Annotated in this window: 22 protein-coding genes and 1 tRNA gene; 1 reads left to right on the forward strand and 22 read right to left on the reverse strand. The window is 40.0% G+C overall.

Features of this window, described 5'->3' with window-relative positions; all coding sequences use genetic code 11:
- Nucleotides 1-25: 25 nt before the first annotated feature.
- From rnr to AWM71_RS01005, 6 genes are all read right to left on the reverse strand, one after another.
- Entirely contained in the window at nt 26-2,401 is a 2,376-nt protein-coding gene (gene rnr / locus AWM71_RS00980; protein ID WP_144428608.1) for a ribonuclease R, read from the reverse strand.
- 1 nt (nt 2,402) lies between these two features.
- The gene (locus AWM71_RS00985; RefSeq protein WP_060776261.1) at nt 2,403-3,146 is read right to left on the reverse strand and encodes an alpha/beta hydrolase; all 744 of its coding nucleotides are present in this window, start codon (nt 3,144-3,146) and stop codon (nt 2,403-2,405) included.
- Between the two features lie 131 nt (nt 3,147-3,277).
- Nucleotides 3,278-3,508, reverse strand: coding sequence for a preprotein translocase subunit SecG (gene secG / locus AWM71_RS00990; protein WP_060776262.1), 231 nt, complete (start codon nt 3,506-3,508; stop codon nt 3,278-3,280).
- 144 nt (nt 3,509-3,652) lie between these two features.
- Nucleotides 3,653-4,279, reverse strand: a complete 627-nt coding sequence (locus AWM71_RS00995; protein ID WP_060776263.1) for a TIGR01906 family membrane protein — start codon at nt 4,277-4,279, stop codon at nt 3,653-3,655.
- On the reverse strand, nt 4,264-5,070 hold the full coding sequence (locus AWM71_RS01000; RefSeq protein WP_060776264.1) for an HAD-IIA family hydrolase: 807 nt from the start codon (nt 5,068-5,070) through the stop codon (nt 4,264-4,266). Before AWM71_RS01000 ends, AWM71_RS00995 begins: the two co-directional genes overlap by 16 nt.
- 15 nt (nt 5,071-5,085) lie before the next feature.
- Nucleotides 5,086-5,709, reverse strand: a complete 624-nt coding sequence (locus tag AWM71_RS01005) for a YutD family protein (RefSeq protein WP_060776265.1) — start codon at nt 5,707-5,709, stop codon at nt 5,086-5,088.
- Between the two features lie 327 nt (nt 5,710-6,036).
- On the opposite strand from AWM71_RS01005, the gene AWM71_RS01010 reads away from it, so the two are divergent.
- Complete coding sequence (locus AWM71_RS01010; protein ID WP_060776266.1) at nt 6,037-6,243, forward strand: hypothetical protein; 207 nt, start codon at nt 6,037-6,039, stop codon at nt 6,241-6,243.
- Between the two features lie 210 nt (nt 6,244-6,453).
- Here AWM71_RS01010 and AWM71_RS01015 read toward each other — a convergent pair whose 3' ends face one another.
- The 16 genes from AWM71_RS01015 to AWM71_RS01090 all read right to left on the reverse strand — a co-directional run bounded on the left by AWM71_RS01015 (nt 6,454) and on the right by AWM71_RS01090 (nt 22,231).
- Complete coding sequence (locus AWM71_RS01015; protein WP_060776267.1) at nt 6,454-6,948, reverse strand: hypothetical protein; 495 nt, start codon at nt 6,946-6,948, stop codon at nt 6,454-6,456.
- Complete coding sequence (locus tag AWM71_RS01020) at nt 6,938-7,753, reverse strand: DUF3100 domain-containing protein (RefSeq protein ID WP_060776268.1); 816 nt, start codon at nt 7,751-7,753, stop codon at nt 6,938-6,940. The genes AWM71_RS01015 and AWM71_RS01020 overlap by 11 nt, the downstream gene beginning before the upstream one ends.
- Before the next feature lie 22 nt (nt 7,754-7,775).
- Nucleotides 7,776-9,041, reverse strand: a complete 1,266-nt coding sequence (locus AWM71_RS01025; RefSeq protein WP_060777421.1) for a M20/M25/M40 family metallo-hydrolase — start codon at nt 9,039-9,041, stop codon at nt 7,776-7,778.
- A gap of 147 nt (nt 9,042-9,188) precedes the next feature.
- A complete protein-coding gene (eno, locus tag AWM71_RS01030; protein ID WP_060776269.1) occupies nt 9,189-10,487 on the reverse strand; it encodes a phosphopyruvate hydratase in 1,299 nt (432 codons plus the stop codon).
- A gap of 59 nt (nt 10,488-10,546) precedes the next feature.
- Complete coding sequence (tpiA, locus tag AWM71_RS01035) at nt 10,547-11,302, reverse strand: triose-phosphate isomerase (protein WP_060776270.1); 756 nt, start codon at nt 11,300-11,302, stop codon at nt 10,547-10,549.
- A gap of 17 nt (nt 11,303-11,319) precedes the next feature.
- Complete coding sequence (locus tag AWM71_RS01040; protein ID WP_060776271.1) at nt 11,320-12,516, reverse strand: phosphoglycerate kinase; 1,197 nt, start codon at nt 12,514-12,516, stop codon at nt 11,320-11,322.
- A 96-nt stretch (nt 12,517-12,612) separates the two neighbouring features.
- Nucleotides 12,613-13,611, reverse strand: coding sequence for a type I glyceraldehyde-3-phosphate dehydrogenase (gene gap / locus AWM71_RS01045; protein WP_060776272.1), 999 nt, complete (start codon nt 13,609-13,611; stop codon nt 12,613-12,615).
- A gap of 40 nt (nt 13,612-13,651) precedes the next feature.
- Complete coding sequence (locus AWM71_RS01050; RefSeq protein ID WP_060776273.1) at nt 13,652-14,692, reverse strand: sugar-binding transcriptional regulator; 1,041 nt, start codon at nt 14,690-14,692, stop codon at nt 13,652-13,654.
- A 265-nt stretch (nt 14,693-14,957) separates the two neighbouring features.
- Complete coding sequence (gene clpP, locus AWM71_RS01055) at nt 14,958-15,554, reverse strand: ATP-dependent Clp endopeptidase proteolytic subunit ClpP (RefSeq protein WP_060776274.1); 597 nt, start codon at nt 15,552-15,554, stop codon at nt 14,958-14,960.
- 160 nt (nt 15,555-15,714) lie between these two features.
- A complete protein-coding gene (locus AWM71_RS01060; RefSeq protein WP_060776275.1) occupies nt 15,715-17,457 on the reverse strand; it encodes an ABC transporter permease in 1,743 nt (580 codons plus the stop codon).
- Nucleotides 17,454-18,482: an ABC transporter ATP-binding protein gene (locus AWM71_RS01065; RefSeq protein ID WP_060776276.1), complete on the reverse strand. Its 1,029-nt coding sequence runs from the start codon at nt 18,480-18,482 to the stop codon at nt 17,454-17,456. Before AWM71_RS01065 ends, AWM71_RS01060 begins: the two co-directional genes overlap by 4 nt.
- Before the next feature lie 190 nt (nt 18,483-18,672).
- On the reverse strand, nt 18,673-19,749 hold the full coding sequence (locus AWM71_RS01070) for an extracellular solute-binding protein (protein WP_060776277.1): 1,077 nt from the start codon (nt 19,747-19,749) through the stop codon (nt 18,673-18,675).
- A gap of 235 nt (nt 19,750-19,984) precedes the next feature.
- Nucleotides 19,985-20,056, reverse strand: a tRNA-Arg gene (locus tag AWM71_RS01075).
- A gap of 172 nt (nt 20,057-20,228) precedes the next feature.
- The gene (locus tag AWM71_RS01080) at nt 20,229-21,020 is read right to left on the reverse strand and encodes a GA module-containing protein (RefSeq protein ID WP_144428609.1); all 792 of its coding nucleotides are present in this window, start codon (nt 21,018-21,020) and stop codon (nt 20,229-20,231) included.
- Nucleotides 21,017-21,466 carry a hypothetical protein gene (locus AWM71_RS01085; protein ID WP_060776279.1) on the reverse strand — a complete coding sequence of 150 codons (450 nt, stop codon included), beginning with the start codon at nt 21,464-21,466 and terminating at the stop codon, nt 21,017-21,019. The genes AWM71_RS01080 and AWM71_RS01085 overlap by 4 nt, the downstream gene beginning before the upstream one ends.
- 201 nt (nt 21,467-21,667) lie before the next feature.
- Nucleotides 21,668-22,231: a YSIRK-type signal peptide-containing protein gene (locus AWM71_RS01090; RefSeq protein ID WP_060776280.1), complete on the reverse strand. Its 564-nt coding sequence runs from the start codon at nt 22,229-22,231 to the stop codon at nt 21,668-21,670.
- Nucleotides 22,232-22,575 lie beyond the last annotated feature (344 nt).

The following is a 22,575-nucleotide window of genomic DNA, read 5'->3' on the forward strand; positions in this document are numbered from 1 at the left end:
TCCTTCCTTTTATTGTTTTCTCTTTTTATTTTCTATTCTTTCTTTTCTTATGCGATTTCTTCGTCGATTTCATCGAAAAATCTTTAAAAGATTTCCGATTTTTAGATTTCTTTTTCTGGCTATGTCCATGTCGTTTTTTAATAGAAAAGCTCTTCGTATGGTCACTTTTAGAAGAAGGCTTGACCGCTTGGTTTTTGGATCTTTTAGTCTTTTTATCTTTATTTGAAGACTTCTTTTGAGAAGATTTTCCTTCTTTAACAAATTCAAAGTCGATTTGTCGACTTTCTTTATCGGCCCTTGTTAATTTCGCCTGAACTTTGTCTCCAATGCGATAGATTTTTCCTGTTCTCTTCCCGATAAGAATCATATTTTTTTCATCGTAGATATAATAATCATCCTTAAGTACAGAAAGATGGACGAGTCCTTCTACCGTATTGGATAATTCCACAAAGAGTCCAAATTTCGTAACAGCTGAAATCATGCCCTCAAATTTTTGACCAATCTTATCGCTCATATATTCAGCCATCTTCATACTGTTTACTTCACGTTCAGCATCCACAGCGCGCCGCTCTGCTTTCGAGGACTGTTCTGCCAAAGAATCAATGCTTGCTATCAAATGATCGTCTTCTTCTCCCTTTCCTTTATGTGTTTGATAGTAGCGAATCAAGCGATGCCCCAACAGATCTGGGTAACGACGAATAGGCGAAGTAAAGTGCGTATAATCTTCAGCAGCTAACCCATAGTGGCCATTAGGTGATGAACTATAACGAGCCTGTTGCATACTTCTCAAAGCAATGGTTTGAACAACAGGCGCATAATCTTTCCCTTGAACGCCTTCTAAGATTTGTTGCAAATCTTTAGAACGTAATCGTCCCTCTTTAACAGGAACTTTAATTCCTAAATTATGGCAAAACTCAATAAAAGCCTGAACCTTTTGATCATCTGGATATTCGTGAATCCGATAGATAAATGGCAAACGTTTCTGCCTATAATGATAAGCTACAGTTTCATTAGCTGCTAACATAAACGATTCAATCATCCGCTCGGCTAGGCCACGCTCTCTAACTTCAATAGCGATCGGGAAACCTGTCGCATCAACTTTAATCTTAGCTTCTGGCTTTTCAAAATCAATGGCTCCTCTTTTGTGCCGACGTTTCCATAAAACTTGGTGCAAGTTGGCTAGACCTTTGAGCATATCCAAACTATCTGCATATTTTTCAGAAAGTCGCGCGTCCCCTTTTAACAGAAGATTGACATCATCATACACCATCCGATGGTTGGACTGAATGACACTCGGCCCAATCTTGTAAGCAAGAATTTCTCCTGTCTTCTTGTCGATTGTCATCACGCAGGACATAGTGAGACGTTCTTGCCCTTCTTGAAGCGAACAAATGCCATTCGATAAGCGCTGTGGCAACATCGGCACCACCCGATCTGTCAAATAAACAGAAGTTCCCCTACGAACGGCTTCTTTGTCCAAAGCAGATCCTTCTGTTACATAGTGAGAAACATCTGCAATGTGAACTCCTAATTGAATGGTCGTCGGTGTCAACTCTTGGTAGGAGATGGCATCATCCAAGTCTTTCGCATCTGCACCATCAATGGTAATGGTAAGTGCCTTTCGAAAATCCATTCTTCCTTTAAGCTCTTCAGAGCTAATGTCTTCTCTTATCTTCTCAGCTTCTTCCACAACGTCTTGTGGAAAATCATGGGGAATAGCCATCATATTCAAAACGCTTAAGATTTCTACTCCTGGGGCATCTTTTTGGCCAATTCCATGAATGACCCGCCCCGTCAATTGGAAGGGATGTTCTTCATTTGGATAAGAGACAATTTCTAATACGACCATCTCCCCGTTTGAAGGATGGAGGCCCTCCTCTTCCACCAAGCAAGTAAAGCGATCCATCCCCTTGTTTTTCAAAAAGACTTGCCCAATGTCGCCTGATTTTTTCTGTAAAGTCTCATTGAAAGCTTGAAATTCCCCAACTAATCGCATCATAGCGCGCTCTTGGATGCTCACCACTTTGCCTTCTGGATTCTTGTCATCCGTTCCTTTTTTAATCAACTCTACAGTGACTTTATCTTCATTCATTGCCCCACCCGTTAAAGCAGCGGCAATATAAACTTTACTCTTATCCTCTAATTGGACAAAGCCATACCCTTTTTTTTGCAAGAGAAAGGTACCTTCTAACGTTTGCTTTTTAGGGGGAAAAGTGATGATCCCCTCATCATCAATCAAGAGAACCCCTTTTCTTTGAAGTTCCGCAATATATTGTACAAACTGGCCATAATCTTTACCTTCATCATAGCCTAATTTTTGACTATATTGAGCGATGGTTTTGGGATGGTCACTCTTCTTCATGGCATGAATTAAAGATTTTTTGACTTCTTTAAAGGTCACTTTACCACCTCACTTCATTTAAAAATTGAATGAGTTTTTCCTCGAATTCCTTGTGTTGCTTGCCAACTGTAATGACATGTCCGCTCTCTTCAAATTTTTCCAATACAACTGGAGCATAATGAATCGCTTCTTGGAGTTGACTGCCGCTATCTTTTCCGACAAGTTCATCTTTACCTGCTTCCGCAATAAAATAAGGCTTGCGAATATGGTTCAAGTCACAACGAATACCTGAACAAAAAGCATCAATTCCCGCTAAAGCTTGATAAAGCTTAGGAGAAACAAGTTCTTTATCATAGCTTCCGAGCTCTGGTCGTTTAGCACTCGTTGCCTCCGCAAATTGAAGAAAAACATCATACACTCTCGTTCCACTAATCTCAGGCGTCATAATAGGCGTACAGAAAGATCCGCCACAGACTAGAGAATCTTGTTCATCAATAAATAAACGCGTAGCTACTGCCCCACCTAGAGAGAGTCCAAATACAGCAATCTGGTCATAACCTTCTTTTTGTACAAAATCTAAAGCTGCTCGAGCATCCTGCATCCAATCAACAGGACCAGCCTCTAAAATTTCCCGATAATCTGCGTGATTATGGCCCGTCAAATTATGACAATAAACCGTATAACCTGCCCGATTTAAAGCTCTGCCAGTCATTCTAACATCTGCCGTAGACCCGGTATAAGCATGAAATAATACAACAGCTCGGTGATTTGATCCTTCAAAATAAAATGATTCTTGATTTGACATAGCTTCTCCTTTTTCTTTATTTTCTATGGCCTTATCCGAGCTGATTTTTCTATTTTTTATCAGACAAGATACAGGCTTACTACTCCCATTTACAAAAAAAGCTGGGGAAAATCCCCAGCTCCCTTACCGCATTAGGAGGCTAACTTTGCTAAGATGAGTGCGATGATCATAAATACGAGACCTAGGATTCGAATAATTCGATCCATCGCTGCCTCAAATCCCCGTGCCTTCTTACCACTTAGCCCTTGATCAATAGCTCCAGTAATGTTAGCTGAAGAACTGGTTTTAGCTGGGGAAATGACCACGGCCAAAATTAATAACACGCTAATAGCGATAATCGCAATAAGTAATAAGTTCTCCACTCTTTCTACCTCGTCTCTTTTACTAGCTTACCTAGTCATGGTAACATATTAATTCCTCTCACTCAAGACTAATTACTTGTGCTTTGAAATTAAATTTTATCTTCTCTAAAAAATTTTCTAACAATTAATGCATCCAAGAGTGCATTATTTTACTTTTTTTTTAACTAATCGCCAGGCCCAGAACAAAAAGAGTTCCATTAAACCCATCGCCGATAAAAAACATGCCATGAAATAAACTTCTGGCAGCATCAAAATAATAGAATCTGTCAGAGGATCAAACAGCCAAGCGTCATTATTAAACAAAACATGATGAAAACCGATAAATATCGGTTCAAAGCTAATCGTTAAAATGATCCCAATGCCGAGAGGCGCCCACAAACTTTTAGCGAAAAAGCCTTCCAAAATCCATAGCTGCTTTCTCTTTTTCAAATGTTGCCAAAAGAAATAGGTCCCTATACTCGATAGTCCACCTACTCCGTATAATTCCAGAAACAACCGCCGAACCTCATAAAAATGAAATCTTCCTTGGCTAGATAATGAAAAATTTCTCACTTCTAAGACTTTCTGCCAGGGACTATGCAAATACTTGAGGATGGCCCAATAATCACGCATAATCTCATTGAAAGGGACCTGCAATTGTTCTGGAAGGTGAAGCCAAGTGATTACGCCCCGATACAGGGGAACTGACCAGATCGTTATAATTATAGCAAGTGTCAAAAACGTCAGAAGGAGGTTTATCTGCCCTAATTTAAAGGCTAGTCTTCTTGCCATAGCTGCATCAATTCCTCGTAATCTTTCACCACATAATCTGGCTGTCCGCTTCCTTCTTGAACATCTTGCCGCGTATTCACCCCTGTTTCAATCAGAAGGGCTGTGATCTGAGCGTTATTCGCTGCTAAAATATCTGTTTGAAGATTATCTCCAATCATTACACATTGATCTGCCCTTAAATTTAAAACATTTAAAGCTCCTTCCATAATCACCCGACTTGGTTTTCCGCAAACCACTGGCTTTTGACGAGCCACTTGACCTATCATTTCGCCCAAAGCACCAGCCCCTGGGACAAAGCCTTCAACAGATGGGAACTGAACATCCGGATTCGTTAAGTAGAACTTAGCTCCTTTTTGAACGGCTAGGGTCGCTGTAGCTAAATCATAATAAGTAATGTCTTGATTTAATCCCACGACAACTACTTCTAAATTTTCTTTCAAGTCTTCCTTGAGTTGAAAACCAAAGTTTTGCAAATCTTCCTTCACAGCAGGACTTCCAATACAATAGCAAGCTTTTCCTTCTCCCCCTTTAGGGAAATCCCCTTGGAGAACATAAAGCAAAGCATCGATACTGGTATAAATACGTTCTAATGGAACCTGAATATCACTAACAGCCGCTAAATGATCGGCCACTTCTTGATGGCTTCTCATCGAATTATTGGTGACCAACATAAAAGGTTGATTCGTTTGGATCAACTTTTCTATCCACTCTTTCGCCCCTTGAATCGGTTCTTTTCCACAATAAACAGTTCCATCCAAATCCATTAAATAACCAGTTTTATTAAATATCATAATTCACAACGGCTCCTACTTATTCTCTTTTTTCCGAATTTTAAAATCAGCTTTCTGTTTCACAGTTTTGCCTTCTCTTGGCTTCTTTTCTTTCTTTTTTTTATTTTTGACTAAAAAGGATTTCTTTTTAGAAGTATGGTTTGAACGATGTTGATCTTTCTTAGTCACATTTTTATAAGATTTATCGGACTTATTGCGACGACGAGATTTATTACGAGAGGAATTCTTAGAATAGCCAGACTTCTTTAAAGATTGATTGCGTGCTTCTCGTTCTTCATCACTTCTGAGATGTTCCAAAATAAAATAATGACAGTCAAAGCCACAAAATTCAATTAGGTAGTCTTCTAATTGGAAAAATGACCTTGAACATCCGAAATGAGAAACATCATCTTTATAAAAACCTGTTAAGCGCAGTTGATCAAAACTCCAATCTCCTAAAATATAATCATAGGAATCCAAAATATCCATATAGCGATCAGATAGAGCTTCCCGATCGAAAGCTTGTTCTTTTTCCTTAATGAGCAAGAAAGGCTGTCCATTAATCTCATAATGATTCGTATCTGTCTGTATGACTTGAGCAGACACATAATTAGCGGCTTGGCGTTTCACTAACCATTCTTGATCCATCATTTTGCTCATCTTTTCAGCTCCTTTCTTATTCAACTAATTTTTTTAATAATAGCATACTTTATCAAGTGGTAAAAGGTCCTCTCTAGGGGCAAACTTCTGACTCACTTGCCTTTCCCCTTTTAAAGAGGCAATTCCTTTAACCAAACTTTTATCCCTTTACTCAGAAAAATATAAAGGTTTATCCAAATTATTTTCAGCACTTTATCAATATATAGTGTTTTTCCAGTAAACTAGTCCCTATATATTGACACAAAAGTCCTGCTTTGTTATTATGTAAATAGATTCTTTCTAACGATTTTTCTAAAAGAAATGAACCATAGAATGTGAGGTATTCCTATGACATATCGTTCCCCCCTCTTATCTTCTCACACTGTAGATCAAGTTATTGATCGCCAAATTGAAGAAATTGCCTCCACCCTCTGTGATCATCTCAACAGTCGTTCTCTTACAACTGAGCAAAAGAAAAAAGAAATTGAAGAAGGCTTACGAACCATCTTAGCTCTCTCTGCTGTGGTTAAGAAAGAAACCACTTACTCCAACTAACGCTCCCGAACCCCTTTCCCCAACTGTTCATCTCCCTATCCAAGGGAACAAGGGGGTAGGGATCTCATATCTCAGTAAACGCACCCCCTTCCGCTTGCCGACCAACCTCACAAAGGGGATGCGTTTGACTTTAAATTTTTAAAAGGCAGAAATTTTCAAGTGTCTGAAAATTTCTGCCTTTTGATTTATCTTAATATTCGCTAGTTTCTATTAAAGTGCTCCCGTTACCCAAAGTCCGATTTGAGCGATAATCGCACTTCCTAAATAAGTTCCGATAAAGACAAAAGCAGCGACAATAGCAATCTTCCAAGAAGTTCTTCTTAAATCAAGTAAGCTATCTGCTACTGAAATCCCTGCGACCGCCAAAATAGGTGTCGTAATGGCTAAAAAGTCTACCGCTTGAATGGACTTAATCACAACATCTCCACAAAGTAAGCAAAAAATTAGGGAAACAATGGATACCCATCCTAAAATAGGGAAATCTTTTGCGACAGGAATATTTTTTGCCTTGGTATAATCAGCAACCATAATTCCAAACATAGAGAAAACAAAGAGAACGACTAATCCTAAGAAGGTCCAGCCTGTAATTGGGGTTGATTTAGGATTCTTAAACAACTTGATCCATTGTGTAAAGAGAATCAAAAAGCATCCTAAAAAAACTCTAGCTCCTTCATCGATATAATGTTTTAATGTTTTATTTTCCATGGTCGTAATTATCTCCTTTCGTGAAGAAGTTATAGAAGAAACGTTGCATTGGAATTGCTACAAAGAACATCGTGTAAGTTCCAAGGAAGCTCGTCAACAGTTGACTAGCTGCCGCATAGGAACGGATCGTTTCACGCACAGCTTCCGTTGGCATAACTGCTGAAAGAGAGGCTGATGCTGCAGCCATCATGCTAGCAGAACCAGGACCAGCAGCCATGGCTAACGCCCGATAATCCAATCCAATGGTTAAAAAGAGAGGGGCCACCAAACTAAAGAATATAGACCCAAACAAGGTTCCAATCAAATACAAAGACAAGACCCCACGTCCTTCAGGAGAGTCTAGCGTATATTTTTCGGAAATATAGGCTAATTCCCCTTCACGCCCTAAACCAAGCGTCGATCCAATGGCTTCCCGACGTAATCCTAGTAAGAGAGCGATTGGCATTCCTAAAACCACAGTCCCTGTATTTCCTAATTCTTGGAAGAGGAAGATCCAACCAATCTTAAAGATATCATGCAATTTGGGAGCAACATCTGCACCGTACCGAGCCATCAAAGGTAACATAATAAACATCAAGCTGGTAGAAGCAAACTTCACATTTTCTGGCGAATAAATTTTTTTCAAAATGCCGCGTCTAAAAATTGGTAAAGCCAATACCATGGCTATTAATACCGCAAAAACTAAAGGTAAAATATTCAGCGTAAACCGCCCAACTTGCACCCTGCGAAAACCAATGGCTTCAGCAATAACTACAACAAGCAGTACAAAAGGGATAAAGTAGGCTAATGATTTTTTATTATCCACAAATAATTCCTCAACTTTCTATTTAATTGTCCATCATATCTGCAATAACTTTCGCATATTCTTGGAAAGAACGATGGTAGAATTGACGATAATCCACATTGTCAGAGATGTGTTGAATACTCTTCACTAAGAAAGCAGGAAGTGTGGACAAGACAAACTCTGGATCTACCATTTTGAAATCAGCCCCATGAATTCTCCCTTCAAATCCGCCATAAGAAATTTGAATACTTGGTACCATAAAGGAGAGATCTCCAATATCGCCTGCAGCCGCAATCGCTCCCCGGTCATCAATAATATCCGGAATGGTATCATCGGCTTCAAAGGCTTCTTTCACGAGCTTGGTTAAGTAAGCATCTTGAATGAAAGGAAGATAGCCCATCTCTGTTTCACAGACCACTTCTCCACCTAAAGCTTGAGCAGAACCTTTTGCCATTTGATCGAGTCGCTTCGAAATTTCTTTCATATAATCCAAAGACATCGAACGAATATCTGTTCCTATCCTCACCTCATGAGGAATCACATTCGTTGTCATGGTATTCTCTCCAAATAATACGGGATTAATTCTTAAGTACTTATCTTCTCGCATTTGTTGACGAGAAAGCCCTAAAGCCGTATTGAATAGCGTTGACATAGAATAAGCGTTAATTCCAGAGAAAGGATCTAACCCTGCGTGAGAAGCTTTTCCTTTAAAGGTGAAATACTTATAGCAAAAACCTGCCAAGTCACAAGCAACTTCAATGATTGGACGCTCATGTTCTTCCCCTAAAGCATGCAGATGGTAGACAAAGTCTACATCATCAAATACCCCTTCACGCATCGCTTCTGCCTTCCCACCAAGATATACTAATTCACCTTGATCTCTCAATTGTCGACGATAATCAAGATCCACGTATTCCTCAGCTGGCACAAAAATAAATGCCACGTTAAAGTCTAACTGCTTATAGGCTTCTGTCTGAACATAATAACGATAAATGGACAAAGCAATCGTCACTTGCGTAAAATGCCCACACGCTTGAGCTGCTCCCGTTTCTGGATCAGCTTGCCAATGGGCCGGTGAATAAACCGAATCCATCTCTGCTAAAAATACCATCGTATGGTCTTTCCCATGATTCAAATCTACTCGAATTCCTGTATGTGCAAAGGTCCGCACTTCTAAATCCGGTGTGACTTCCGTCAGGTAATCCAAAATTCTTTGTCGAGTATAATGTTCCTTAAATCCTAACTCTGGATGTTCCCATAAATCAGTAGCTAAAGCCAAATGACGGTCATATTCCTCTTCAAAAAACATCTTTTCTCCCTTTCTTTCAGCTTCTATTTTTCGTACATAAAAGAGTGTATCACATTTATGTACAAAAAAGCGAACCTTCTTCCAATAAAAAAGCGAGGTTTCCCTCGCTTTCATCAAATTTTGAAGTTTAATTCTGTCTTTCTAAGCTTATTTGCTTAAATTGTAGAAAGAATGTACGCCTTCAAAGACAGCTGTAGTGCCCAATTCATCTTCAATACGTAATAATTGGTTATATTTAGCCATACGGTCAGAACGTGAGAGAGAACCTGTCTTAATTTGGCCAGCATTTGTTGCCACAGCAATATCAGCAATTGTGGAGTCTTCGGTTTCACCTGAACGGTGGGAAACAACGGCTGTATAGTTCGCACGTTTAGCCATTTCAATAGCATGGAAGGTTTCTGTTAAAGTACCGATTTGGTTCACTTTAATCAAGATAGAGTTTGCAACGCCTTCTTTGATCCCACGTGAGAGGTAATCGGTGTTCGTTACGAATAAGTCATCACCAACTAATTGAACTTTGTCTCCGATACGTTCTGTTAAGAGTTTGAACCCTTCCCAGTCGTTTTCATCCATACCGTCTTCAACTGAGATAATTGGGTATTTAGATACCAATTCTTCGATGTAAGCGACTTGTTCAGCAGAAGTACGAACAGCTGCGCCTTCCCCTTCGAATACGGTGTAGTCATATTTGCCATCTACATAGAATTCAGAAGATGCACAGTCTAAAGCGATAAAGATATCTTTACCTGGTTCACGACCAGCAGCTTTAATCGCCGCAATCACTGTATTCAAAGCGTCTTCAGTCCCTTCAAAACGAGGAGCAAATCCACCTTCATCCCCAACAGAAGTTTCAAGGTTACGTTCAGCTAAGAGCCCTTTGAGAGCATGGAAAGTTTCTGCGCCCCAACGTAAAGCTTCACGGAAGCTAGGTGCCCCAGCAGGAACAATCATAAATTCTTGGAAAGCAATAGGGGCATCAGAGTGAGCGCCTCCATTAACAATGTTCATCATTGGAGTTGGTAAAACGTGAGCGTTAAATCCGCCTAAGTAGTTGTATAGAGGAACATCTAATTCTTCAGCAGCTGCACGAGCAACAGCAAGAGAAACCCCTAAAATAGCGTTAGCCCCTAATTTACCTTTGTTCTTGGTACCATCTAAAGCGATCATTACTTCATCAATACCAATTTGATCTGTAACTTCCATACCGATCACTGCATCAGCAATAACAGTGTTCACATTTTCAACAGCTTTTAAAACCCCTTTACCATCATAACGGCTCTTATCGCCATCACGCAATTCAACGGCTTCATGCTCACCTGTTGAAGCACCAGAAGGAACCATTCCACGTCCATGAGCTCCTAATTCTGTTAATACTTCTACTTCAACTGTTGGGTTCCCACGAGAGTCTAAAATTTCGCGCGCATGAATATCTGTAATTAATGACATTGATTTTGTCTCCTTTATCGTTCGTTTTTATTTTTATTTCTTAACTTTAGTGAATGAACTTATTCGCCAGCTTGGATCAAAGCCATAAAGTCATCGGCATTTAAGCTTGCTCCACCCACTAAAGCCCCATCAATATTTTCTTGTGCTAAAATTTCTTTAACATTTGCTGGTTTTACAGAACCTCCATAAAGAACACGCACACTGTCTGCAGCAGCTTGGCCAGCTACTTCAAACACCGTTTCACGGACAAGAGCACAAATTTCTTCAGCATCTTCTGGAGATGCTGTTTTTCCTGTACCGATTGCCCAGATAGGTTCATAAGCAAGTACAGCTTTAGCAACTTGTTCTTCTGTTAATTCTTTAAGAGCAGCCTTAATTTGTCCAGCAATCCATTCTTTAGCAACGCCTTCTTCACGTTGTTCTAAAGTTTCTCCGCAGCAAATAATAGGAGTCATCCCATTAACAAAAATAGCAGCTGCCTTCTTAGCAACCTCTTGATCCGTTTCCCCAAAGATTTGTCTTCTTTCAGAGTGACCAATAACAACATAACTTGTTCCTAAATCTGCCAATGCTTCAGGAGAGACTTCACCTGTATAAGCCCCACTATTTTCATAGAAGCAGTTTTGTGCCCCTACTTTAACAGCTGTTCCCTTGAAATCTGCTAAAAGACTTTGAACATAAAGGGAAGGTGGGCAAACTAAAATTTCAGCTTTTTCATTACCTGCTAAAGCTTGTTTTAATTCTTCAGCAAAGTCGTGCGCTTGCCCCGCTAATTTATTTAATTTCCAGTTGCCAGCAATTAATACTTGACGCATGCCATCTGTCCTTTCTTTTACTTATCACTTAAAGCTTCCACACCAGGAAGAGGTTTACCTTCTAAGAATTTCAAAGAAGCCCCACCACCTGTTGAAATATGCGTAAATTTATCTGCAAAACCAGAGTTCTTAGCTGCAGAAGCTGAGTCGCCACCACCCACAATGGTAATAGCATCTGTCAAATGAGCCACTGCTTGACAAATAGCATTGGTGCCTCGAGCGAATTTTTCCATTTCAAACACACCCATAGGTCCATTCCAAACCACTGTTTTTGCATCTTGGAGGATGTTGCTGAAGAGTTCATTGGTCTTAGAACCAGAGTCTAGACCCTCCCATCCTTCTGGAATAGCATCCGCTGGAACTTCTTTAATATTGGCATCATTAGAGAAATCATCTGCCACTGTAATATCAACTGGGAGAACTAATTTATCGCCTGCTTGTTCCATTAATTCTTTTGCTAATTCAATCCGGTCTTCTTCTAGAAGAGATTTTCCAACTTCATAGCCTTTTGCCTTCAAGAAGGTATAAGCCATGCCGCCACCAATCAAAACTTTATCTGCTTTTTCTAATAAAGCTTTAATCACAGCAATTTTATCGGAAACTTTTGCTCCACCTAAAATCGCTACTAAAGGACGTTTAGGATTATTCACAGCTTCTCCTAAAAACTTCAATTCTTTTTCCATTAAGAAGCCAGCGACTGCTTGGTCAACATTAGAAGCAATTCCCACATTAGAAGCATGAGAACGGTGAGCAGTCCCAAAGGCATCATTAACAAAAATACCGTCTCCTAAAGAAGCCCAATACTTGCCTAATTCTGGATCATTGCCAGATTCTTTCTTGCCATCTAAGTCTTCGAAACGGGTATTTTCAAAGAGAAGAACATGTCCTTCTTCTAAGTCAGCGACGGCGTCTTCCAATTCTTTCCCACGGGTTGTAGGAACAAAAGTTACTTCTTGTCCCAATAATTCACTTAAGTGATCTGCTACTGGGCGCATTGTTAAAGCGGCTTTATCTTCTTCTTTTTTCACTTTTCCTAAGTGCGAGAAAAGAATTAATTTAGCGCCTTGTTCAAGTACATATTGAATCGTTGGTAAAGCTTGTACCATTCGGTTGTCATCCTTAATGACCCCATCTTTAATAGGAACATTGAAGTCCACACGCATGAGGACTTTTTTACCCTTTAAGTCCACATCTTTTACTGTTTTCTTTGCCATATTTGTTTCTCCTTTTTTACTTCCCTAAAAAAGCAGGGAGCGTCGACTCCCTGCTAGTTACGGATAGACGCTTGTCGTAAACGTTAGACGCCTTAATTATAGTGAAGCGAAGTATTCTAAGGTACGTACAAGTTGTGCGGTATAAGACATTTCATTGTCATACCAAGCAACTGTCTTAACTAATTGCTTGCCATCTACGTCCATTACTTTGGTTAAAGTAGCGTCAAATAAGGAACCATAAGACATTCCAATAACATCTGAAGAAACGATTGGGTCTTCAGTGTAACCAAATGATTCATTGGAAGCAGCTTTCATAGCAGCATTCACTTCTTCAACAGTAACATTCTTTTCTAAGACTGTGAATAATTCTGTAATAGAACCTGCTTTTACAGGAACACGTTGAGCAGAACCGTCTAATTTACCATTTAATTCTGGCAATACAAGACCAACAGCTTTAGCAGCACCTGTTGTATTAGGGATGATGCTTTCTGCAGCAGCACGTGCACGACGGAAGTCCCCTTTACGGTGTGGAGCATCCAACGTATTTTGGTCACCAGTATAGGCATGGATAGTAGACATTAACCCTTCAACAATACCGAAGTTTTTGTTCATAGCATCAGCCAATGGGGCTAAACAATTTGTTGTACATGAAGCTCCGGAAATAACGGTTTCTTTACCGGTTAAGATCTTATGGTTGGTGTTAAATACGATAGTTGGAACATCTGATCCACCTGGTGCGGTAATAACCACTTTCTTAGCACCAGCTTGTAAGTGCAATTCAGCTTTTTCTTTTGTTCTGAAGAAACCTGTTGCTTCAAGAACAATTTCAACACCTAATTCGCCCCAAGGAATATCAGTTGGGTTAGGGTAGGACATAACCTTAACTTTCTTGCCATTCACTTTGAAGCCATCTTCTTCAACTTCTACTTCCCCATCAAACCGACCTTGAGTGGTATCATATTTTAACAAGTGTGCTAACATTTTAGCATCTGTTAAGTCATTGATCCCTACAACTTCTAATCCTTCAACGTTTTGAATACGACGGAAAGCTAAACGACCAATACGTCCGAAACCATTAATACCTACTTTTACCATATCCTATATTCCTCCTTCAGAAAAATATGTGTATATTATTTTAATGAGTTACCTCATTTAAAATCGAATGACTTACGCCCCGATCGGTCACTAAGATGAACTGATTGGAAGCTACTTTTGCAAAAGCTTTAACTGCTTTTGACTTTGTACAACCACCTGCAATAAGAATAGGATACTCAATCTCAGCTAACTGCTCTAATTGTAATCCAATTCTCGGCATGCGATAGACGATCTCCCCTTCTTCCGTGTAGAAGCAACCAAAGGCCTCTCCTACTGCTCCTTTAGCTAATATTTCCTTGGTTAGTGCCTGAGGAAATCCACGACGTTCAGCCATTATTCGAGCATCACCGACGCTAAATAACAAAACATTGGTTTGTCTTAAAACCTCCAAAGTATGCTGAATAGCAGGCTCTTGCTTTAAAAGCGTACAGGCCGTTTCCGTTAAAGAATCTGGAACGTATAGGGTTGTCGATTTTCCTTGTAAACGCTTGGCCAACTGCTCGCTAATGGTATTGGCTTGAGCAGCAACAGACTCTCCCATTCCGCCACGTGCAGGAACAACGAGAAATTGACGCGGACGTGTTAACAAATCATGATTGAGATATTTACTTACCTCCATAATCGTCGTGCCTCCCGTTACAGCCAAAGTAATTGGCCCTTCAGGTAACAAACGATTCAAATAAGTGGCTAAAAATACCCCGATTTGATTAATCGCCCCTTGATTGCCTTCCAAATCATTATCTATGATATGAACTTCATTCAAGTGTAAGGTTTGACTTAGCCTTTTTTCAGTTTCCAATAAGCTCGAATTCGAGTGAAGTAAATTCCGAACAAATCCTAGCATTTCTTCCCCTAGAGGAGTAATCCGCATGCCTGTTCGTGTACTTTCTAACAACCCTAATTCCTTTAACTGATTAGTTTCCGTTCGTAAGGGACGTTCTGTCATCTGTAATTTTTCTGCCAGTGACTGTCGTCCAATCGGTTGATACCGCAAAACCATTTGAAGAATATTCGAGCGTTTCACTAGAGACTCTTCCGCTTCCGGTACAATTAAACGTAACTTTTCATATAAGGCTTTCATTCTATCAACTCTCTTATGTGGGCGAAATATGTCCGCCACGTCATTTTATGACCATCGTTAAGCAAAAAAAAACAAAATCCAAAATCAAATCCTGTTAATTTTTACACAATTAGTATACCAATAAACCTCTCCCCCTGCAAGACATTTAAACATTCTTTTTTATTTTTTTCTCCATAAGGTCACTTGAGTCCTTCCTTTACACAAAAAAATCCCTCAAAAAGGAGAAAAATACTTCTCTATTTGAGGGAGTACACACTAAGCGCTCTTATTTTTTCAAAGCTTTATTACTCATCATAATCTCATCAATACAGCCATAAGCTTTGGCCTCTTCAGCAGTCATCCAATAATCTCGATCCATATCTTGCTCAACCTTTGCTGGATCTTGTCCAGTCCGTTCGGCAATCAAATCTTTCAAATTCGTTTTCGTCTTCAAAATATGACGGGCTGTAATTTCAATTTCTGTAGCTTGTCCTTGAACCCCACCAAGAGGTTGATGAATAAGGACTTCGGAATTAGGAAGAGCGTAGCGTTTACCCTTGCATCCTCCCATCAGCAAAATAGAGCCCATAGAAGCCGCAAGACCTGTCACAATAGTCACAACATCTGCATTGACGAATTGCATCGTATCATACATAGCCATCCCTGCACTCACAGAACCCCCTGGACTATTAATATACATATAAATATCTTTTTCAGGATCTTGCGCGTCTAAGAAAAGTAGCTGTGCAATGACACTATTCGCCATATCATCGTCCACTGTCCCGCTTAACATAATGATACGATCTTTTAATAAACGGGAATAAATATCATAAGCACGCTCTCCACGTGACGATTGTTCAATCACTGTTGGTATAAGATTCATAGTTTGTCCTCCTTTTTGACTACAAGTTCTTAATCATTATACCCATATTAGTCAATATAGGTCAACAAAAAGCTCCCTTTTCTTCAAAAAATCAAAGCCTTCAAGTTCAGTCGACTTTTCTATTGAATCTAAAGAGAGCTCTCTATTTTTTCTAACTGTTTTAGGATGAAAATACACCACTTTTTTCAAAATGTCTCTTAGACCCTCGTCCATAGACGAAGTATAAGATGCAGGTATTCATCACCATCAAAATCACTGAATAAACAAGGTTAATGGCCCGGGCATCCACTGTGGACATAGGATCTGAATTGGCCCGAATAATCAAACCTAAAGTCTCTTGCCCTGGTTGGAACAAGAAAGTTGACATATTATATTCAGCCAAATTCGTATTAAAGTTCAAAGCCACTAAAGCCAAAGCAACCGGCATTAAAGCAGGAAGGACCACCTTCCAAAACGTTCTAAAGGATGAAGCTCCCAAGTTTCTAGAAGCATCCTCCAAATTTTTATCAAAGGAATAATAGGCACTCTTCAAATACCTCAAAGTATTCGGCAAAAGAATAACCAAATAAGCTACCGGCAAAATCCACTGATGTCCAATCACCATCTGTCCAAAAAGTAAAGGACTCGGACGGTCATAAGCGAGAATATAACCCAAAGCTAACATCAAAGTAGGCACTAGCCAAGGGATATAGTAAACATATTCTAGCACTTGACTAAAGATTTGCTTCTGATGTTTCATCAACCACCGAACGAATACCAACATAAATAACACAGAAAGAGCGGCCGCTGATCCAGCATAGAAGAAACTTCTTAGTAAAGGCCCGTAACTTTTGACATCACTTAGAATTCGAATATAGTGCTCAAACGTAACATGGGCAAGAGACCATTTCTGAGCAGCAATCGCTGTCGTATCTTGGAAAGAAAATAAAACAACAAAGAAAATAGGGAGAGTATAGATCGCAAACAAGACCCAAGCACAAACATTCACCGCCAACCTTGCAAAAGGTTGAGTGATTTTTTGTTTGACAAGACGCGTCTTAGTCTTAGCGATAGAGAGATAATTTCCCTTGCGCTCATTACGCGTAATAAGGAAGAGAAGAACCATTTGACTGATCCCTAAGACAATCGACAACAACGTAGCAATATCCCTAGACGCCGGACGCCCTGAAAAAGTTAGAATCATCGGAGCGATCGTTTGGAAGCTTTTTCCACCTACCATAATAGGAGCGGCAAAGGCCCCCAAGCCCACCGCAAAAGTCATCACAATCAAAGTTAGAAAGACCGGCTTAAAAGTCGGCAGGACAATTTCTTTTAAAATTTTCCATTGGCTCGCGCCTAAATTCTTAGCCGCGTCGATCGTATTGTTGTCAACACTTCTCACAGCATTCGCCAAAAAAATCATATGATTGGACGTACACGCAAAAGTCATAACCAATAAAACAGCAGGGAAGCCCACAAACCAATCCGTATTGAAATTCTGAATATAAGTACTCAAGAACTTCGTAATGACTCCTTCTTTACCGTACAGGTAGAGCCAGCCGTTCGACACAATCAATCCCGAAAAGACTAAGGTCGACATATAACCCAACCTCAAAATCTTAGCACCTTTAATCTCGAAGTATTCGGTAACCAATACCAAAAAAGTTCCCACACAATTGACCGTCAAAGTTAAACACACAGCCAAAAGGAAAGAGTTCTTAATCGAATTCAAAGCCCGCTGAGATTTCAAGATTTTGTGAATGGCCGCTGTCGAAAAAGTCCCATCCGCAAAGAAAGTTTGTATCACAACCCGCCACAAAGGATAGATTAAAAACGTTGCTGCAAACCAAATAACAAAAGCTAAAAATAAAACCTGTGTCACACGAAGGGGGTTTTTCTGTAATTTTTTAGAGAATTCGATCATTGAGCCTTCACCTCATACTCTAAAATATCCTCAGGATGAAGATACAAGGTGACTTGATCTCCTAACTTGAAGTTAAAGTTTCCATCCTTCTTATTAATTAATTTCAGAGTGGTTCCCATGACTTCAACCTTAACCGTACTAAAGGTACCTTGATAACTCTCATCTACCACCAATGCCTTAAATTCTACCTTCTCTCCTCTTCCTTCCAAAGAGAAAAAGCCAATTTTCTCAGGACGAATATAGTGGACCTTTTCTAAATCGAAAGGCTTCTCGCAATGATCCGCTATATAAGCCATCAAATCGCCTTCTAAACGGTTGGAATCTCCAATGAAGGTGCAGACAAACTCCGTTGCCGAGCGATCATAAATCTCTTCTGGCGTTCCTACCTGTTCAATGTAGCCCTTGTTAAAAACCGCAATATGATCGGATAATTCCAAAGCCTCTTCTTGATCATGCGTCACATAAATTGCTGTCATGCCAGCTTCCCGTTGAATGACTTTCAATTCTTGACGTAACCGCTTTCTTAATTTGGCATCCAAATTCGACAAAGGCTCATCAAAAAGTACCACATCTGGTTGTTTCGCTAAAGCACGCGCAATAGCTACCCTTTGTTGTTGTCCCCCAGATAAAGCCGCCACATTTCGAGCCAATTGATCCGCATTTAAATCCACCAATTTTGCTAAATTTTCTACTCTTTGACGAATCTCATCCTTAGGCAAACGATCCACATTCAGCCCATAAGCAATATTATCAAAGACTGTCATCGTAGGAAACAAAGCATAAGATTGAAAGACCATTCCAAGATTCCGTTTTTCTACAGGCACTTGCAGCAAGTCTTTCTCATTCAATTGAACACTTCCTCGACTCGGTGTCAAAAAACCCGCAATCGCTCGCAAAGTCGTTGTCTTCCCACAACCTGAAGGTCCCAAGAAAGTAAAAAATTCCCCTTTTTGAACAGAAATATTCACTTGATCAATTGCTACAAAATCACTATATTTAATTTGTAAATCTTTTATTTCTAACATGGTTACTCCTTATCAAGGTCTGAACTTTTATAAGTCTTCACCAGACGCTTTTACTCATTTTTGGAATATGCTTCATAAATTCCTAATTAATTATAACAAAACTTTCGCCAATATTTGATCTCACAAAAAATTTTTCTAAAAAAAAAGAGGAAGAAACGCTTCCTTCCTCTTTCGTTCGTTTTAAACGCTACTAAGATAAGATTTCTAATTCAATTTTTTCTACCCAGCTATCAATATGGTCATTAACAAATTTCCAATCCACTTTCATTGGCGTGGTCTTTGACATGATCTCACGAAGACGATCATCTGCCCCTTCTTGTGCCTTTGGAAGAACTGGCCAGGTTCCGAATTTCTTCGCCCATTCTTTCTGAACTTCCGCACTTCCGAACCAATCAATGAAGGCTTTGGCTTTCTTATAGTCGTGATCTTTGCCCTTCTTAACAAGTCCAATTTGTTCAGAAACTGAGAAAACTCCTTGTTCTGGATTAATTGGTTCAGATTTAAAGTTGAATTTCTTCTCGGATTTAGGAACAGCAGAAGAGAAGAAATACATAATTGGAACCTTACCTTCTGCAAATAATTGAACATAGTCTTCTCCCTTAGAAGGCATATAGCCATGTTCATAGAATTTGTGAAGTTGCTTCCAACCTGCTTCAGAGATTCCGTTTTCGCTCTTATCGTCACGATAGTTGAAGAGAATACTCATCGCTGCTTTTTGGTCGGTCCCTCCGCTGATTGCTTTAGATAAACGATATTTCTTAGCATATTTCTCGTTATTGATAAGTTCATCCCAACTCTTCGGTGCATCTTCCGCCTTCACGAATTTAGGATTATACATCAAGTAGATTCTTTGTTCTACTAATGGTGAGAAGTAACCTTCTCCCTTTTGATAATCTTTAGGGACATCCTTACTCCAAGCAGGCTCATATTTTTCTAATAAATCTTGAGCTTTCAACTTGTTAAAGTAGCCCTCATCCATCCCATAGGTCACATCCGCTTGAGGAGCGTTCTTTTCAGCTAATAACCGATTATAAACTTCCCCACCAGGAGCAGCCACAAATTTCAATTTAAAGCCTTTCTTCTCTGCCTGTTCTTTCAACCAAGTGTCTCTTCCATCATTCAAGGAATTGGAGTAGACAACTAATTCAGAATCATCCTTTTTGGCTTCTTCTTTCGGTTTGCTTTCGCTTGATCCACATCCAGCAAGACCCAAAGTCAAAGCCCCAACAAGAGTTATAACTTTCATCGCTTGGCCATTAAATTTCATTATTTTCCTCCTTAGAACAAAAAAATGGTAGCGTGTTTACGTCATCATCATACCAAGAAAAAGCCCTGAAGTTAATAGTTTGTGCACCTAATTTCCTATTTTTTGAAAAAATTTAAAGACTTTCCCTTAATCTTTAAACACTTCCTCCCTATTCCTCAATTTATGCAAACAAAAAAGCGGTAATCACACCGCTTATACGTTTCTCAAAAATTCTCCAAAAGGATCTCATCATAAACGCGCCTAGAGGGAATCGAACCCCCATCGCAAGAACCGGAATCTTGCGTGATATCCATTACACTATAGGCGCTAAAGACAATACAAATATTATAGCATCTTTTTTGCTAAATGTTAAGTCTTTTGCCACTTTTTTATCTCTTCATAAAAAAGCTCACAAAAAAAGCGCCACCGATGCGGACAGCATCTCGAAAGAAACTGTCCATCCTCAGTAGCGCTATTGGCTTAAAAACTTCTAGTCACAATTACTTCTTATTCCGTTTGAAGGGATTGAAGATTACACTCAGGCCTTCTACTAATAGGCATACACCCAAGGAAATCATCTCCGCTTCTGCTCCTGTCTTCGGAAGGGACTTCGGCTTCCCTGCTTGAGACTCTTGAGCAGGTGATACAACTTCCATCGTATTATTCGAATCCTCTTTGCCTCCCTCTTTATGCGGTACACTTGAAGGAATCTCCTTGTCCGGTTCTTTCTCGATATCCGTCGAAGGATGAGGGATCTGTGGTTTTGGCGTGAGGTCACCGAGCGTGATGGCGTGTCCCATCTTCCCTAAGCCCGCTAAGGCATCTCCTGTACTCCATCCCGACTTGTGAGTGTTTCTCTTCTTAGCAGCCTCCAGGGCGGCGTCATAAGCTTGCTTCTTGTCGGCAGTGGCCTCCTGGTATTTTATATGTGCTGTAACTGTACTCTTCTTTTGAACCGCCGTGTCTAATTCGCCCATCTTGGTGTTGAGGGCGGTGTACTTCTCTTGGATAGCTGCTGCTTGCGTATTCGGATGGTTATTAATCTCCTCTATCCCTGCCTCTTTCTGCTTGTTGTTGAGATACGCTAAAGATCCAATCGCTTTTCTGGCCACTTCTTTCACCGGATTGGGGTTGGTGGCGTAGAAATAGTTGCTAAATTCAGAATCAAGACTTTCAGATTCTTGTTGGCCATCAGAAAATAAATATTTGGTCGTTTGATCATCTACGTGTTTAAGATATACCTTTACTGCCTCTTTTGCTGCATTTCCAAGTGATTTTTCTTTGACCATCATTCTCCTGTAATGGGCTGATCAGGCACAATGGTAGCAATTCCTGTAATTGAATCCGCTTTTTGGTGATAAGATTTTCCATTCATGTATAGGGTCACATAAGTTTGATTAGTCTTAGAAGCTTGCACTAGAATAGGAGCAATTTTACCTGTCTTCTCTTCGATACTTTTTTGAATAATTATTGGTGCTTTAGGCTTAATTTGAACACGAGGGATGTATGGCATTCGATAGGTCTTTCCATTTTTAAATTTTATTTGAAACACTAATCGAAACTTACCAATGCAATCATCCGTCAATAAAAAATCGAAATCTCCTTCAAAAACACTAGCCTCCGTCGCTCCCTCTCCTGTAATTCCTGCTACGTTGTAAGTAATAGTATCGCTAAATCTAAGCCCAGTTCCAAACTTACTATTACTTTCATTAAAAATAAGTTCCTTATTCCCTATCAATAGTGCCTGGCATCCCCATATAAAAAATGTTTTGGAATAAAAAGAAAGTCTTGCTAATCCTGTTGCCGCCAATTGTCATAGGATAAAAAATTCCATTGTCGTGCAGTCCTATTTTTTTATCCAATGAAAACTCTCCAACATATTCCCGATCGTTATAAATATCCTCGTGCGTTTTAAATATCAATCCATCTACACTTTTGCCTACCGGGTCCCGATCCTGCCCGATAGTCCGCACTTGACCCATGGCGGGGTGGAAGACTTCTTCACTTGGTTAAGAAGTGCCCGCAAGTCTTGCGTCTCCTTCTCAACTTGCGCAAGGTCTTCTGGATGAGCACCGATGACTCTTTTAGCTCTATTGAGAGCTTCTTCTAGCGCTTGATAAGAAAGGTGGTCCTTAGCGAGCGTCCGTAGCTTTTTCTCGCCTTCATCAATCAAGGCACGAAGAAGGTCTACTGCCACCGAATGCTTATCGTCCGCTTCTCTTGTTGTTTTCTTCTTGGCAAGGTCTTTTTGAGGCTGCTGGGTATCAGCGGCTTGCACGCCTTGGGGAATGACCTTGTCTTCTTTCTTCTGAATCGGCTTCTCCTTCTCCATGCCAGCCGACCGGTCCTTGACTTGGACAGGAACGGCGGGAGCATGGCTTAGGCTCTCGGTTGCTTGAACTGTGGGAGTCAAGAACAAGACTGACCCGATCACTACGCTAGCGACGCCGACCGTGAACTTCCGAATCCCATAACGCGGCTGGCTCTCGTTAGATGGTTTCATGTGATTTCCTCTTTTCTTTTTGCTTTTATTTTTTATAAGTTAGCGCAAGAACGCCCATTCTTAAGGCATGTTATCGCTATCAGAATTGTTAAAAAAAAAAAAAAAAAAAAAATAAATTTTAAGCTCTCGCCCTCTCTGCCTTCCTTAGGGCCGCTTGTTTGGAGACTGGCTTTTTGCTTTTTGAAGAGCCAGTACAGACATTTTCTTATCTTTTACAGAACATTTGGTTGTCTTCCATCCTTGAATTGCCTGTGCCTTCAATAGAAGAGTGGGGATTTTGAGAATCACTTATTTTTCCTGAGTAAATAAGATTCCCTTCTGTTTCAACATTTTTGTCTAATCCA

Source organism: Aerococcus christensenii, assembly GCF_001543105.1.
GTDB classification, from domain to species: Bacteria; Bacillota; Bacilli; order Lactobacillales; family Aerococcaceae; genus Aerococcus; species Aerococcus christensenii.

What these genes read in the sequence shown, in the direction of transcription:
- AWM71_RS00985 (WP_060776261.1), bottom strand. Translation starts at nt 3,146, where the DNA reads ATGTCAAATCAAGAATCATTTTATTTTGAAGGATCAAATCACCGAGCT.
- AWM71_RS00995 (WP_060776263.1), bottom strand. Translation starts at nt 4,279, where the DNA reads ATGGCAAGAAGACTAGCCTTTAAATTAGGGCAGATAAACCTCCTTCTG.
- AWM71_RS01000 (WP_060776264.1), bottom strand. Translation starts at nt 5,070, where the DNA reads ATGATATTTAATAAAACTGGTTATTTAATGGATTTGGATGGAACTGTT.
- AWM71_RS01005 (WP_060776265.1), bottom strand. Translation starts at nt 5,709, where the DNA reads ATGAGCAAAATGATGGATCAAGAATGGTTAGTGAAACGCCAAGCCGCT.
- AWM71_RS01010 (WP_060776266.1), top strand. Translation starts at nt 6,037, where the DNA reads ATGACATATCGTTCCCCCCTCTTATCTTCTCACACTGTAGATCAAGTT.
- AWM71_RS01015 (WP_060776267.1), bottom strand. Translation starts at nt 6,948, where the DNA reads ATGGAAAATAAAACATTAAAACATTATATCGATGAAGGAGCTAGAGTT.
- AWM71_RS01025 (WP_060777421.1), bottom strand. Translation starts at nt 9,041, where the DNA reads ATGTTTTTTGAAGAGGAATATGACCGTCATTTGGCTTTAGCTACTGAT.
- eno (WP_060776269.1), bottom strand. Translation starts at nt 10,487, where the DNA reads ATGTCATTAATTACAGATATTCATGCGCGCGAAATTTTAGACTCTCGT.
- tpiA (WP_060776270.1), bottom strand. Translation starts at nt 11,302, where the DNA reads ATGCGTCAAGTATTAATTGCTGGCAACTGGAAATTAAATAAATTAGCG.
- AWM71_RS01040 (WP_060776271.1), bottom strand. Translation starts at nt 12,516, where the DNA reads ATGGCAAAGAAAACAGTAAAAGATGTGGACTTAAAGGGTAAAAAAGTC.
- gap (WP_060776272.1), bottom strand. Translation starts at nt 13,611, where the DNA reads ATGGTAAAAGTAGGTATTAATGGTTTCGGACGTATTGGTCGTTTAGCT.
- AWM71_RS01050 (WP_060776273.1), bottom strand. Translation starts at nt 14,692, where the DNA reads ATGAAAGCCTTATATGAAAAGTTACGTTTAATTGTACCGGAAGCGGAA.
- clpP (WP_060776274.1), bottom strand. Translation starts at nt 15,554, where the DNA reads ATGAATCTTATACCAACAGTGATTGAACAATCGTCACGTGGAGAGCGT.
- AWM71_RS01060 (WP_060776275.1), bottom strand. Translation starts at nt 17,457, where the DNA reads ATGATCGAATTCTCTAAAAAATTACAGAAAAACCCCCTTCGTGTGACA.
- AWM71_RS01065 (WP_060776276.1), bottom strand. Translation starts at nt 18,482, where the DNA reads ATGTTAGAAATAAAAGATTTACAAATTAAATATAGTGATTTTGTAGCA.
- AWM71_RS01070 (WP_060776277.1), bottom strand. Translation starts at nt 19,749, where the DNA reads ATGAAATTTAATGGCCAAGCGATGAAAGTTATAACTCTTGTTGGGGCT.
- AWM71_RS01080 (WP_144428609.1), bottom strand. Translation starts at nt 21,020, where the DNA reads ATGATGGTCAAAGAAAAATCACTTGGAAATGCAGCAAAAGAGGCAGTA.
- AWM71_RS01090 (WP_060776280.1), bottom strand. Translation starts at nt 22,231, where the DNA reads ATGAAACCATCTAACGAGAGCCAGCCGCGTTATGGGATTCGGAAGTTC.